The sequence below is a fragment of the Paraflavitalea soli genome, from assembly GCF_003555545.1.
GTDB lineage: Bacteria > Bacteroidota > Bacteroidia > Chitinophagales > Chitinophagaceae > Paraflavitalea > Paraflavitalea soli.
In genome coordinates, this window is the sequence record NZ_CP032157.1 from 4,167,748 (window position 1) to 4,182,031 (window position 14,284).

11 protein-coding genes are annotated in these 14,284 nt (G+C 47.2%); 7 read left to right on the forward strand and 4 right to left on the reverse strand.

Going from position 1 to position 14,284, the window contains the following annotated elements; all coding sequences use genetic code 11:
- Positions 1 to 77: 77 nt before the first annotated feature.
- The 4 genes from D3H65_RS15440 (at position 78) to D3H65_RS15460 (ending at position 7,187) form a co-directional block, all read left to right on the forward strand.
- Positions 78 to 3,200 (forward strand): efflux RND transporter permease subunit, encoded by a 3,123-nt coding sequence (locus tag D3H65_RS15440; protein WP_119051172.1) that lies wholly within the window; start codon positions 78 to 80, stop codon positions 3,198 to 3,200.
- 270 nt (positions 3,201 to 3,470) lie between these two features.
- A complete protein-coding gene (locus tag D3H65_RS15445; protein WP_119051173.1) occupies positions 3,471 to 4,262 on the forward strand; it encodes an NIPSNAP family protein in 792 nt (263 codons plus the stop codon).
- 331 nt (positions 4,263 to 4,593) lie between these two features.
- The gene (locus D3H65_RS15455; protein ID WP_119051175.1) at positions 4,594 to 5,973 is read left to right on the forward strand and encodes a T9SS type A sorting domain-containing protein; all 1,380 of its coding nucleotides are present in this window, start codon (positions 4,594 to 4,596) and stop codon (positions 5,971 to 5,973) included.
- Positions 5,974 to 6,065: 92 nt separating this feature from the next.
- Entirely contained in the window at positions 6,066 to 7,187 is a 1,122-nt protein-coding gene (locus tag D3H65_RS15460) for a tetratricopeptide repeat protein (protein ID WP_119051176.1), read from the forward strand.
- Here the strand turns inward: D3H65_RS15460 and D3H65_RS15465 are convergent.
- From D3H65_RS15465 to D3H65_RS15475, 3 genes are read right to left on the reverse strand one after another with little or no spacing between them, the layout of a single operon-like run.
- Positions 7,184 to 8,212 carry an MlaD family protein gene (locus D3H65_RS15465; RefSeq protein ID WP_119051177.1) on the reverse strand — a complete coding sequence of 343 codons (1,029 nt, stop codon included), beginning with the start codon at positions 8,210 to 8,212 and terminating at the stop codon, positions 7,184 to 7,186. The genes D3H65_RS15460 and D3H65_RS15465 overlap by 4 nt on opposite strands.
- Positions 8,212 to 8,988: an ABC transporter ATP-binding protein gene (locus D3H65_RS15470; RefSeq protein WP_119051178.1), complete on the reverse strand. Its 777-nt coding sequence runs from the start codon at positions 8,986 to 8,988 to the stop codon at positions 8,212 to 8,214. Before D3H65_RS15470 ends, D3H65_RS15465 begins: the two co-directional genes overlap by 1 nt.
- Before the next feature lie 8 nt (positions 8,989 to 8,996).
- Positions 8,997 to 9,794, reverse strand: a complete 798-nt coding sequence (locus tag D3H65_RS15475) for an MlaE family ABC transporter permease (RefSeq protein ID WP_119051179.1) — start codon at positions 9,792 to 9,794, stop codon at positions 8,997 to 8,999.
- A gap of 120 nt (positions 9,795 to 9,914) precedes the next feature.
- Here D3H65_RS15475 and D3H65_RS15480 point away from each other — a divergent pair, with 120 nt between their 5' ends.
- From D3H65_RS15480 to zwf, 3 genes are all read left to right on the forward strand, one after another.
- Positions 9,915 to 10,706 (forward strand): S1/P1 nuclease, encoded by a 792-nt coding sequence (locus tag D3H65_RS15480; RefSeq protein ID WP_119051180.1) that lies wholly within the window; start codon positions 9,915 to 9,917, stop codon positions 10,704 to 10,706.
- Positions 10,707 to 10,824: 118 nt separating this feature from the next.
- Positions 10,825 to 11,442 (forward strand): HAD family hydrolase, encoded by a 618-nt coding sequence (locus D3H65_RS15485; RefSeq protein ID WP_119051181.1) that lies wholly within the window; start codon positions 10,825 to 10,827, stop codon positions 11,440 to 11,442.
- A gap of 44 nt (positions 11,443 to 11,486) precedes the next feature.
- Positions 11,487 to 12,992, forward strand: a complete 1,506-nt coding sequence (zwf, locus tag D3H65_RS15490) for a glucose-6-phosphate dehydrogenase (RefSeq protein WP_119051182.1) — start codon at positions 11,487 to 11,489, stop codon at positions 12,990 to 12,992.
- Positions 12,993 to 13,125: 133 nt separating this feature from the next.
- Here zwf and D3H65_RS15495 read toward each other — a convergent pair whose 3' ends face one another.
- Positions 13,126 to 14,067 (reverse strand): hypothetical protein, encoded by a 942-nt coding sequence (locus tag D3H65_RS15495; protein WP_119051183.1) that lies wholly within the window; start codon positions 14,065 to 14,067, stop codon positions 13,126 to 13,128.
- Positions 14,068 to 14,284 lie beyond the last annotated feature (217 nt).

Sequence of the window (14,284 nt, forward strand, 5' to 3'; positions counted from 1 at the left end):
AGGCATAGAGGCAACGAGCGGCTTCGACAGGCTCAGCCTGACAACACGATACAATTATTGCAAAATGTCTTTGGACTATGAATAAATTTATTTCGAACATTGTAACCTTTTCTTTAAAGAACAGGTTCTTTATATTTTTCATGACGCTGCTGATCATTATCGGCGGTATCTGGAGTTATATTAAAACACCGCTGGAAGCTTTTCCGGATGTTACCAATACACAGATCATTATTGTGACGCAATGGCCCGGACGGAGTGCGGAGGAAGTAGAACGATTTGTAACGGTGCCGATCGAGGTGGCCATGAACTCGGTGCAGAAGAAAAGTACGCTGCGTTCTATTTCGATGTTTGGCCTGTCGGTAACCAAGATCATTTTCGATGATGATGTGGAGGATTTCTTTGCGCGACAGCAGGTGAATAACCTGCTTCGAAATGTGAGCCTGCCGGAGAATGTAGAACCAGATGTGCAGCCGCCATATGGGCCTACCGGAGAAATATTCCGGTATACGATACAGGGTAAAGGGAAAAGCTCTACGGACCTGCTCACTATCCAGAATTGGGTGATCGACCGGCAGCTGCGCAGTATTCCGGGGGTGGCAGACCTGGTAGCATTTGGCGGGGCAGAGAAAACGTATGAGATAAAAGCAGACCCCATCATGCTGGCCCGGTATGATATTACGCCGCTGGAGATCTACAATGCAGTGAGTAAAAGCAATATCAATGTGGGCGGAGATGTAATCGAGAAAAACGGGCAGGCTTATGTGGTGCGCGGCATCGGACTACTGGACAAGATCAAGGATATCGACAATATCATTGTAGACAATATCAATGGTACGCCGATACTGGTAAAGAACCTGGCTACAGTGGTAGAAAGTCATGTACCACGTGTAGGACAAGTAGGGCTGGACGACAATGATGATGCAGTGGAAGGCATTGTGGTGATGCGCAAAGGAGAGAACCCGCGGGAGGTACTGGCGCGGGTAAAAGAAAAGATCAAAGAGCTGAATGAACATGTATTACCATCGGATGTACAACTGGTGACCTTTTATGACCGGGACAACCTGATGGACTTTTGTACAGATACGATCATCCACAACCTGGTAGAAGGTATCCTGCTGGTGACACTGATCGTATTCATCTTTATGTTTGACTGGCGAACGACGGTCATTGTATCGATCATTATTCCTTTGTCTTTGTTGTTTGCGTTCATTTGCTTACGCATGAAAGGGATGAGTGCCAACCTGCTGTCGATGGGCGCCATTGACTTTGGGATAATCATAGACGGTGCGGTGGTGATGGTGGAAGGTTTGTTTGTGGTGCTGGCACACAAGGCGCATGAAGTGGGAATGGAGAAGTACAATAAAATGGCCAAGCTGAGCATGATCCGGAAAACAGGCTCTTCGCTGGCGAAGGCTATCTTTTTTGCCAAGGTGATCATTATCACAAGCCTTATTCCCATTTTCGCCTTTGAGAAAGTGGAAGGTAAAATGTTCTCGCCGCTGGCCTGGACATTGAGCTTTGCCCTGCTGGGCGCCTTACTCTTTACACTTACACTGGTACCTGTACTTTCCAGTATACTGCTGAGTAAAAATGTACGGGAAAGGAATAACCCGGTGGTTAATTTCTTCAACCGGATCGTGAATAAGGGTTTCAACTTCACGATGGGACATAAGAAGTTGAGCCTGATGGTAGCATTTGGCATTATGGGGGGTGTACTTTTCTCCTTTAAATTCCTGGGGAGTGAATTCCTGCCTACGCTGAATGAAGGGGCGCTGTGGGTAGAAGCCAAATTGCCCATGAGCAGTTCCCTTAGCAATACCACGCATTTTGTAAGTGAGTTCAGAAAGATACTCAACGATTTTGACGAAGTGAACGGTGTATTGTCGCAAACGGGGCGCAGCAATGATGGTACAGACCCTTCGGGGTTTTATTATGTACAGTGCCAGGTAAACCTCAAACCCAAAAAGGAGTGGAAACGAAAGATATCTACGGAGCAACTGGTGGAAGAGATGGATGCCAGGCTACGGCAGTATCCCGGCGTCGTGTATAATTATTCTCAGCCCATCATTGATAACGTGGCAGAAGCGGTAGCGGGCATCAATGCTTCCCTGGCAGTAAAGATCTTTGGCAATGACCTGGAGAAGCTGGATAAACTGGCAGATAGTGTATACAATATTCTCGGTAAGGTTCAGGGTGTAAAAGACCTGGGTATTATGCGGAATATTGGTCAGCCGGAACTGAGTATTGTACTGGATGAGCAAAAGATGGGTATTTACGGGGTCACTACGGCGGATGCGAATGCGGTGATAGAAATGGCGATCGGCGGTAAATCGGTATCTACCTTTTACCAGCAGGAAAGGAAGTTTGACATCCGCATCCGGTATCCGGAGGAATACCGTGATAATGAATACAAGATCGGCAAGCTGATGGTGCCTACCATCCATGGGGCCAAAGTGCAATTGCGGGAAATAGCGGATATTAAAACGGTGACTGGTCCTGCCTTTATTTACCGGGACAAGAATACGCGTTTTATTGCTATCAAGTTCTCTATCCGGGAAAGGGATATGGGAAGTACGATTGCGGAAGCGCAACAAAAGGTTGACAAACAGATAAAGCTGGACAAAGGCTTTCATGTGGAATGGAGTGGAGAGTTTGAGAACCAGGTGCGGGCGCAGAAAAAACTGTCGCAGGTGGTACCGGTGGTGCTGGTGATGATCTTCATCCTGCTCTTCATTACATTTGGCAATGCAGTAGATGCGGGATTGGTGCTGGTCAATGTACCTTTTGCGCTGATCGGGGGTATCCTGGCGCTGCATATTACAGGTACCATCTTCAGTATTTCGGCAGGTATTGGATTTATTGCACTGTTCGGTATCTGTATTCAGAACGGAGTGATCCTGATCTCGGTATTCAAGCAGAACCTGCACCAGAAAGTGCCCCTGGCAGAGGCCATCCGGGAGGGGGTGAATTCGAGGATCAGGCCGGTGGTGATGACAGCGCTGATGGCGGCGATTGGTTTGCTGCCCGCGGCGGTGTCTACGGGTATCGGATCGGAGACGCAGAAACCACTGGCCATTGTGGTGATCGGGGGGTTGATCAGCTCCACGATATTGACCTTGCTGATATTTCCGCTGATCGTGGAGATATTTTACCGGCGTTCTCACAAGCGGAAGCAACGGAGGACGGTATCCCTGACGTAAGGGGAAGAATACAGAATACAGAATTCAGAATCCAGAATGGCTCCGCGATTTGGACATGTTGATTAAATACAGCTGATTGATTGTAATCAATGGTCTTCTAAAAAACCGGCAGTGATTTCGATCCTGCCGGTTTCTTATTATTTTTGCCCCCGGAAGACAAATGGGATCATGCGGCAGCCCTGACCGGGAATTCTGATCCGAAATCGTTCCGGTTTTATTAATTTACAGGGGCAACAAACTGGGAATTATTCCAACCTATACTCACCGATCATGAAAAGACGCCGCTTTATACAGTCCACCTTACTTACAGGAGCCTCCACTGCCCTGGTGCCTGCTGCCGTATTATCAGCCGATGCAGGCAAAAAGAAACAGGAGTACTATGAACTGCGTGTATATTCATTTAAGGACGATGCCCAGCAACAATTAACGGAGACTTACCTGGCGCAGGCTGCCATTCCGGCGCTGAACCGGATGGGTTGCAAGCATGTAGGGGTATTTACAGAAATGCAGCCAACGGGGCATACCCGGCTTTTTGTGGTGATCTCCTTTCCCTCGCTGGATGATTTTACCGGCATGGATGTAACACTCGCTAAGGATATTACCTTTCAGCAGGCGGCCACTGATTACCTGATGGCGCCCGCAGATGCTCCGGCCTATGAGCGTATTCAGAGTTCGCTGTTGAAGTCTTTTAGCGGTATGCCCAACCTGGTAGCTCCTGCCGGAAAGGAAAGGATCTTTGAGCTGCGCCGTTATGAAAGCCCTACTGAATATGCCGGGAAGAAGAAGATTGAGATGTTCAATGAAGGCGGGGAGATCGATATCTTCAAAAAAACAGGCCTCACGCCGGTATTCTTTGGAGAAACGCTGATTGGGGAGGCACGTCCTAATCTGACATACATGATCACTTTCGATAATATGGAAAAGCATGATCTTAACTGGAAAGCCTTTGGCAGTGATCCGGAATGGAAAAGGATTGCCAGCATGGAGGAATATTCGGATAAGAAACTGATCTCCAAAATCACCCGCACATTTTTAAAACCCACCAGCTATTCACAGATATAAACTGGCATTTTGCCGGCTTTTATTAGGATCCTACCGGGTACGTACAGTCACTGTTGTACTCACTGCTGGTATTCACTTTTCCAATAGAAAAAAATAAGTTGATTTGAATGCCGCATAGGAGAATGCAATATCTTGTGGAGGATTTACCTCTATTTTCCGAATAGAGCGGTCCCCAAACCTGATCCCATATAAAAAATGCCGCAGGCATGATTTTTATCCTCTGTTGATCGCTTACCTTCTGATTCATCTTGCCATATGATCCGATTTCTACGTATGTAGCAGTTCCTGTTACATGCATCATTTTTTTGTATCATCCTGAAAAACGTAACGAATGAAGCATTTGTACTCCTTCTGTACAGCATGCCTGGTAATGGTATGTCTGTTATGGAATCAGCCAGGTATTGCACAAGATCAGGTCCAATTACCTACACACACGCCCCAATCTATAAGGATCAATAGTAATATCGGGGGCTTTTATGAATACCTTCCCCAGGGATATTCTGCAGCTGCCAGCCAACTCTATCCTTTGATCGTGTACCTGCATGGGGACGGCGATCGTGGACTCGGCACCCAGGCAGACCTGGCCAAATTATTAACTAAAGCGCTCCCTAAATATATTGATGATGGTTTGTTTCCTGTATCCTATACAGTGAACGGGCAAACCTTTAGGTTCCTGGTGATATCGCCCCAATATGATCAGTGGCCTTCGCCTGTGGACATTGGTGACGTGATCACGTATGCCAAAAATCATTATAAGGTAGATACGAACCGCATTTATCTTACTGGGATGAGTGTAGGCGGTGGCAGAACCTGGGAATATGCCGGCAGCACCTTGTTGGCTGCTCAAAAGCTGGCGGCCATTGTGCCGGTGTGCGGCTATTCGACTGCAACAACTTCCACTACACGGAATATGGCCAACGCCAATTTGCCGATATGGGCCACGCACAACCAGGGTGATCCGAATGTACCGGTAGCGCTGACAAATAATTATGTGAGCATGATCAATGGCAATAGTCAGCCACCTACACCCCTGGCACAAAAATCAATTTTCGCAGCCAATGATCATGATGCCTGGACACGCACTTACAATCCATCTTATAAGGAGAATAATAAGAATATCTATGAGTGGATGCTACAATTTAGCCGGGAAGAACTGAGCTTACCGGTCACACTTAGCAATTACCGGATCCTATCATCTGGTAAAGAAGCCGTAACGATCGGTTGGTCCACCATGGCAGAACAACAAAATCAATATTTCAGCATAGAGCGTTCGGCAGACGGTATCCACTTTACGGTAATTGGCAAGGTGGCAGCTACGAACCAGGCCAATGGCAGCAACTATTCATTTAAGGATGGGCAACCAGCCCGGGGTAATAATTTTTACCGGCTGAGCCAGACAGACCTGAATGGTAAGACCACTTACTATACGCTCCTGAAAACGACCATCGATGTTACTGCGGGCAGCCTGGTGTTGTTTCCCAATCCGGCTACAGCAGCTGTGACTGTAGGGTTCCAACATCCGGACAAAGACAGGCTGACGGTAAAGATCATTAACCAACAGGGCATGGTGGTACAGCTTAACCAATACAATAAGGAAACGGGTTACTGGCAACAATCCATCCCTACCGGCCACCTGGCAGCAGGCCAATATTTTATACAGGTGAAGGGATCGGTGTTTGAGGGTACGCAGCCACTGGTAATCAGGAAGTAGGGCTCCGTAAGAAGGCGGAACAACAAAAGGAAAGGACTGACGTTCTTTCCTTTTGTATTTTGTACCTTTCATCATCACCTAACAATCCCTTTATGCGCCTTTCTGCCTCTCTTTTGTATTCCAGCCTGCTGTTAACCCTTTTTGCTATCGGCTGTACAGAGCCTGAAAAACCTGCTACCAAAGAAGAAGCAGCACAGCTTGCCCGGTCGCTCGAAAATAGCATGAACAAAAAAAGTGCTGCCAAATTCAACGAAGCGCTGGACGTTGCTTCGCTTCAAAAAAGGATACAGGAGGCGGGTAGTCAAAAGATAGACACCCGCATTGTAGATGGGGCTATGAAGGAATTGAAGTCGGGCCAACTGGGATCGCAGATCATACAGGCATTGGGTAAAACAGGCACCTACCAATTGGTAAAACAATATGAGAAGGATAAAAACCAACACCTGGTATTCCGGATGTATGCCAACAGCAAACTGAACTACCACGATCTGGAAGTGATCAAGAAAAAGGACCAGGTAAAAATAAGTGATGTCTTTATTTACATGACGGGTGAAAACCTGAGCGCTACGCTGGCCGAATCGGCGCTGTTGATGACAGAGAATTTAGATAACCTGACGGAAATGGACAAAAACCGCCTGAATAACATCAAGCGCATCAGACAACTTATCAACCAGGAAGAATATACCAAGGCGCAAGCGCTATATAAAGAACTGCCTGCCGTCTTAAAGCAAACCAAGCTTTTTCAAATGATGTATGTACAGATAGCTGCGGGACTGGGCAATGACGAATACCTGAAGGCCATGACCGATTATAAAAAGTCTTATCCCAATGCAGCCAATGTATATCTATTGATGATCGATGCCTATATATTGAAAGAGGAATATGACAACGCACTTCAGGCTGTGAACCAACTTGATTCACTGATCAATAAAGATCCCTTCCTGGATTATTACCGGGGATTGATCTACAAAATGACAGGCAATAAGGCCAAGCAGCTGGAACACTTTGAATCGCTCAACGCCAGCATGCCTGGCTTTTCAGATGGAACGCTGGAATTGCTGATCACTTACCTGGATGCTGAAGAAACGGATAAAGCGGTGGCGCTTGTTACCAATAAGAAAAGTAACTACAAGAAGATCGATAAGGAGCAGCGGGAAACGATCTATTCGCTTTATCCGGAATTCAAGAAGCAACTGGGTGCAGATGCGGATTAATTCTTTTTGCGGGCGTTGGCGCTGTCTTTTGCTTCTCTTGCTTCGCGCCGTGCCTTTCTTTTAAAATAACCACGAAACAAGAAGTTATGCTGGAGGGCTTCGAGGTTCTCATCCAGCTTCTGACTGCTACTGTTTAGGTTTTCCAGTGTGCTGCGCAATTCGCCAGCCACTTTTTCATCATTCAACAGAACGCCGGCTGCATTGTCGCCCTCGTCCAGTTTTTCGCCTGCATTGCGCAATGAGTGCATGAAAGCATTCGTTTGGGCAGTGGCCAGGTTGATCTGCTCTACGGAAGTACGCAGGTTGGTCATGATCACGGTATCGGTAACCAGGTCACCGGCCAGGGTACCGGGCTTATTCAGCCTGGCCGTATAACCGGCAATACTACCTGTAAGTTGCTCACTGTTGCGGGCAGCGGTTTGCAGGTTGGCCACGGTGGTGCGTAAGGTAGCCATGGTAGCCTGCAGATTCTTGTACAGGGTTTCATCCTGCAGCAAGGCGCCCATGGATCCTTTACCTTCCACCAATCTTTTGCTGATATCCTTAAAGTCTGTGGTAATGGCTGCCAGGTTTTTGTTGTTGGTTTGTAAGGTGGCCAGCATTTCTTCGGGATTCATGGCTTCTTCCACCTGTAGGTTCTCCCCTCCCATTATCGCGCCGGCTGGCTGGGTTCCCCCATAAATAACGATGAGCTTATTACCAATAAGGCCCTCTGAACTGATCTTTGCTTTGGCATCTTTGCGAATGTATTCGTGGGCCTTCCTATCGATAGTTATGGTCACTTTCACCTGGGATGTGCCAAAGAAGTCAAGACTTTTCACCGTACCGATCTTTACACCTGAAAACCAAACATTGTTTCCTTTCTGCAAGCCGTTCACGTTGTTGAAAACAGCTGACACAGTAAGGGAAGGAGAAAAGGTTTTCTTTTGTCCACCGAGGGTGAAGATACCCACCACCAGGATGATGGTACCGAGGGTGATAAAGAATCCTACAATGATCGCCTGTTTATTTTTGGATATACTCATTATTCAATAAAATTATAGTCATAAAAACTTTTCACCTGCTCATTGGTACTGTTCTGCACCACTTCCTCAAAAAGGCCTATTTGGGCAAACTGGCCATCCAGTAAAATGGCGATGCGGTCGCCGGTAGCTTTGGCACAGGTAAGATCATGGGTAATGATGACGGATGAAGTATGGTATTGCTGCTGCACTTCATTGATGAGGTTGTTGATGTCCATGCTGGTGATGGGATCCAGACCGGCGGTAGGTTCATCATACAACATGATAGCGGGACGCATAATGAGGGTACGGGCAATACCGATGCGCTTTCGTTGGCCACCGGACAGTTCAGCCGGCAATTGGTGAATGGTTTGGGACAATCCAACAGCGTCCAGCACGCGTTCCACTTGTCTTTTCACTTCGGCGGATGATAAGTTCTTTGAATTGCGCTGGAGGGGAAAGGCCAGGTTTTCTCCTACGGTCATACTATCGTATAAGGCGCTGTGCTGGAAAGAAAAGCCGATCTTCAATCGCAATGCATCGAGTGCCCGCACGGAGAGTTTATCCACCTCTTGGCCCAATACCTGCACCATTCCCCTATCGGGTTTTAGGAGGCCAGCCATGATCTTAATAAGAACAGATTTACCGGTGCCCGAGCGGCCCAGTACGACCAGGTTTTCCCCTTCCCGGATATCGAGGTTAATGCCACGCAGTACATGGTTATTACCAAAAGACTTATACAGATCCCTGACGGCGACCACCACCTTTTCTTTGTTGATATGACTACTGCTTTTTTTCATGCTGTCATTTAAGGTCTGAACGAATTGACCACCTGCACAATAATGATCTCTTCTACGAAAATGAGGAACATGGAAATAACCACGGCCGAATTGGCTGCCTTTCCAACCCCCTGGGTTCCCTGGGTAGTATAATACCCCTTATAACATCCTATAATGCCGATGGTGAAACCAAAAACCAATGATTTGAAGGTGGATGCGAAAATGTCCAGGAAGGATATCTGTTCAAAAGCATTCTGGAAAAAGGCTGCCAGGCTGGTTTGTTCATTGTTGTGGACATTGAGGTAAGCGCCAAGCAAAGCAATGAGGGACATATACAGCATGAGCAATGGCAACATGCAGGTAGTAGCCAACACGCGGGTAACCACCAGGAAACGAAAAGGGTTGACAGCGGATACCTCCATCGCATCAATTTGCTCTGTTACACGCATGGAACCCAGTTCGGCCCCGATGTTGGACCCCACCTTACCGGCGGCAATAAGAGCGGTTACAAGAGGCGCCAGGGCGCGAATGATAGCAATGGCTACCAGGGAGGGCAACCAGGAGGTAGCACCAAACTCGGCCAGGGAAGGCCGGGACTGTTTGGTGAATACTATACCAGTGACGAAACTGGTAACTGATACGAGCGCCAGTGACTTATAACCCACCATGTAAAACTGCCTGATGATCTCCTTCCATTCATAGGGTGGTAAAAAAGCCTCTTTGAAGAAGCGTCCGGTGAATTGGCCTATGGCGTAGATATCCATAAAAAAGGCATCCAACTGCCTGGAAAATACCTGTTTGCCTGACTTTTGGGAGGGTCCGCCCATAAATAACGCTGGTTTTATTAACCGGGGATGATTTTCCCCGCTTATCCTTGGGTATTGGGTGTTCCAATCTTGTGCCAAGGGAATGTCTGCTTATATTTGGGCAAACAATTACTTACTGATATGAGGATCATCAAAAAACTACTGTTGGCAGGATTGCTGTTTTATATTCCCTGTCAGACAATGGCGTGGGGCATGCTCGGCCACCGCATTGTAGCACAGATTGCCGATGGTTACCTGACAAAGAAAGCCCGCAGGCAGATCATGTCGATACTGGGTAATGAATCGCTGGCGATGAGCGCCAACTGGCCCGACTTCATTAAATCGGACCCTTCCTATAACTATTTAAGTCCATGGCATTATATCAATTTCAAAGAGGGCCTGAGTGAACAGCAGGTCCATGACTACCTGGCCAAGGATACGGCTACAGATATTTATACCAAACTGAACTTTGTGATCAGCGAATTAAAGAACAAATCGCTGGAACAGGACAAAAAAGTATTGTACCTGCGGGTATTGATACACCTGGTGGGCGATGCACATCAACCCATGCATACCGGCCGGCCGGATGACCTGGGTGGCAACAGGGTAAATGTATTGTGGTTTAACCAACCAGCGAACCTGCACAGTGTATGGGATGAAAAGCTGATCGAGTACCAGGAGCTGAGCTACACAGAATATGTGAAGGCCATCAACTTTACCAGCAAGGAGCAGCGGAAGGAATGGCAGGGGCAGTCGATTGGTCAATGGCTATATGAGTCCTATACGATCAGCAACAAATTGTACGAAGAGATCAAAGAGCCAAATCAAAAGTTGAGCTACCGCTATAATTTTGACCATGTACAAACGGTCAATGACCGCCTGTTGAAAGGTGGGGTACGGCTCGCAGGGGTCCTAAATGACATATTTAAATAGGTGAGCGATAAAATGTACAACAAGGGTGCCGTTTTGTCCATTGGTGTATTGCAACTTACGCTATAGCTTTGTTCTATCAATTAAACGATCAGGTTAACAGACCGGCAATTAATACATTATGAGTACAACAATTAAAACGTTGTTCCTGGATATGGGAGGCGTTATTTTAACGAACGGATGGGGACAAGCATCCAGAAAGCAGGCAGCAGAAAAATTCTCCCTCGATCTTAATGAGTTGAATGAGCGGCATAAGCTGGCCTTTGATGCTTATGAATCGGGCAAAATGACGCTCCCTGAATATTTGCAATTAACAGTATTTTATACTCCCCGGTCATTTACGCCGGAGGTATTCACGGAATTCATGTACCAGCAATCGCAGCCGCTGCATGATATGCTGGAATTTGTGCAGCGGCTTAAACAGCAATATGGCCTGCGTGTGATCGCGCTGAATAATGAAGGCAGGGAACTGAATGAGTACCGTATCCGGACCTTTGGGCTGGATAAGTTTATTGACGCTTTCGTGTCCTCTGCTTTTGTACACATGCGCAAACCTGACAAGGAGATCTATACGCTGGCACTGGACATTGCCTATGTAAAACCCGCTGAAGCACTTTATTTCGATGACCGCCTGCTATTTGTGCAGGTAGCACGCAGCCTGGGCATCAATAGTATACAACACACCAGCGTTGAGAATACGAGGCAGGAGTTGCAGCAATACGGGTTGATAGTTGCTTAATACAATAGGTGCTATCTTTGCGCCAATTACCTAAATTACCCCATATGATCTCCGGTAAAAAGACAGATCCTACTATCATTATCATATTTGGCGGCAGCGGCGATCTTGCGAAAAGAAAGTTGTTACCAGCATTTTACAACCTTTTCCTCGACGGCTGGATGCCTGAGACGTTTGCTATTATTGGCCTGGGACTAAATGAGTTTAATGACGCGCAATACCAGGATTTTATCAAAGAAGGATTAACGCAATTCTCCCGTAAAGGAACACCAACAGACGGTACCTGGGATAATTTCAAAAGCCGGATCTCCTACATTCCTTCAAATATGAATGAGGAGGTCACGTATTCGAAGCTGGCCGATAAAGTAAATGCACTGGACAAGCAATGGGGTGTACGTGCCGACCGGTTGTTTTACCTGTCCATTGCCCCCCGTTTTGTAGAAGTGGTGGCGGTCAATATTCATAAGCTGTCCCTCGCCTCCAATGCTGTTACAGACCGTATTATTATTGAAAAACCATTTGGGCATAATAAAGAGAGTGCGATAGCACTTAATAACCTGTTGACAGGTCTTTTCCAGGAGAGCCAATTGTACCGTATTGATCACTACCTGGGCAAGGAGACAGTACAAAATATACTGGCCTTCCGTTTTGCGAATGCTTTGTTTGAGCCTTTGTGGAACCGGAATTACATTGATTATGTACAGATCACGGTAGCGGAGCAGGTAGGCGTGGAAGAGCGCGGCGGTTATTATGAAAGTGCGGGCGCGCTGCGTGATATGATCCAAAACCACTTACTGCAACTGCTGTGTATGGTGACGATGGAGCCTCCTGTATCTTTTGATGCGGAAGAGATCCGTAACCGCAAGGCGGATGTAATGCGCGCGATACGGCCTATAAAGCCTGATGAGGTAGCCAAATATGCGGTGCGTGGTCAATACGATGAAGGATGGATAGAAGGTAAGAAAGTACCAGGGTACAGAGAGGAACCCGGCGTGAGCCCTACTTCCAATACAGAAACCTATGTGGCGATCAAGTTCTATTTAGATAACTGGCGTTGGCAGGGTGTTCCATTCTATGTACGTACGGGTAAAAGAATGTTGGAAAAGACCTCTTCCATCACTATTCAATTCCGTCCTATCCCCCACTCTTCCTTTCCGGAAAACCTGTATGACAGTGTAACGCCCAACCGGCTTATCATTAATATTCAGCCGCAAATGGATATCAGGCTTCGTTTCACGGCCAAGCGGCAGGGATTGGAAATGAACCTGAACCCTGTTGAAATGGTATTTGATTATGACACCAGTTCGGCGCAAACACCGGAGGCCTATGAGACTTTGCTGTTGGATGCGCTGCAAGGGGATGCCACCTTGTTTATGCGTTCGGACCAGGTATTGATCGCCTGGGATGTGGTGACACCGATACTGGAATCATGGGAATCGCACAACTCGATGGAATTTCCTAATTATTCTGCCGGGATGTGGGGACCTGAAAATGCTGAAGCGCTGATAGCGCGGCAAGGACATACCTGGGCTTCGCACACGCGGGGGAAATAAATGTATGTTAATATCTAAAGGGTGAGCCGCCTTTGGAAGGCGACCCACCCTTAGATAAGCTGTGACAGTCTTCCTTTGACGGCTTCGACAAGCTCAGCCTGACAAAATCCTTCGACAGGCTGATAGTCGTATCTTAATCGTTCCTTTCCAAGGAGATAGTTCTTCCGTTGAAATCATTGCGGAAATTAATACGGGTATTGCTTTTTTTCAGGTATTTAGCTTTCATTTTCTGGTGCAGTTCGGCCGATTGCTTCTTATCGTTCACAATGAGTGATTCATCTGTAAGCTGTAAGCGGTGAACATCATCCCTGTCTGCCACTACCTTTTCTGCTACCAACTCGTCGATCAGGTCTGCTATCAATTTGCGGTCTTCGGCTGCCCGTTTGCGATCGATTTCTGCCTGCGCCCTGTCTTTTTCAGCCTGTGCACGATCTTTTTCTGCCTGGGCGCGGTCTAATGTTGCCTGATGACGGTCTTTGTCGGCCTGCTCCCGGTCTTTCTGTGCCTGGGCTCTGTGGATCTCTGCCTGTTTACGATCACGATCGGCCTGCTCACGGTGTTTGCCCGCCTCTTCGCGGTCTCTATCGGCCTGCTCCCGGTCTTTGTCGGCCTGAGCACGATCTTTATCAGCACGCTCCCTGTCTCTGCCGGCCTGCTGCCTGTCGAGCTCAGCCTGTGCACGGTCACGCTCAGCTTGTTTTCTATCGCGGTCTGCCTGTTCACGGTCGCGGGCAGCCTGTTCTACATCTTTTTTATACTGAACCAGTATTTCTTTGACCATGGTCTCATATTTCGGGAAATCTTCTGCAGGTATCTTCTTTTCGCCAATGTACAATTCATTGATCTTGTCGTTGGTGAGTTTGATCTTATACACATCCCCATTCTTATACAAGGTGATCTTTTTGTTGGGATCATTCTCTGATTCAGATTCTATATTCATCCAGGTATTACCATTGGAAGTTTCGTACCTGGACGTGCTGCTGCGGGTAGTGGTTTTGGTTTGCGCCTGAGCAGTAGTCACTGATACGGCCATGGCCAAAAGGATGCATTTAACTGTTAACGCTTTGTTTTTCATGTTTTCTTTTTTGATGTTAAGAATGCCATGTCTTTTAGCCGGCCTCGACAAGCCCGGCCTGACATGGTGTTAAGAATGGGCAATACTTTCACTCTTCACCTGTGGTGAATTTTTTAAAATGCCAATATGGAATGTGAAATAAGCAGTTACCGGCCTTCGGCAAGCTCCTTTAGATCAGGGTGAGCCGCCTCGAAAGGGCGACCCACCCTTTGGTCGC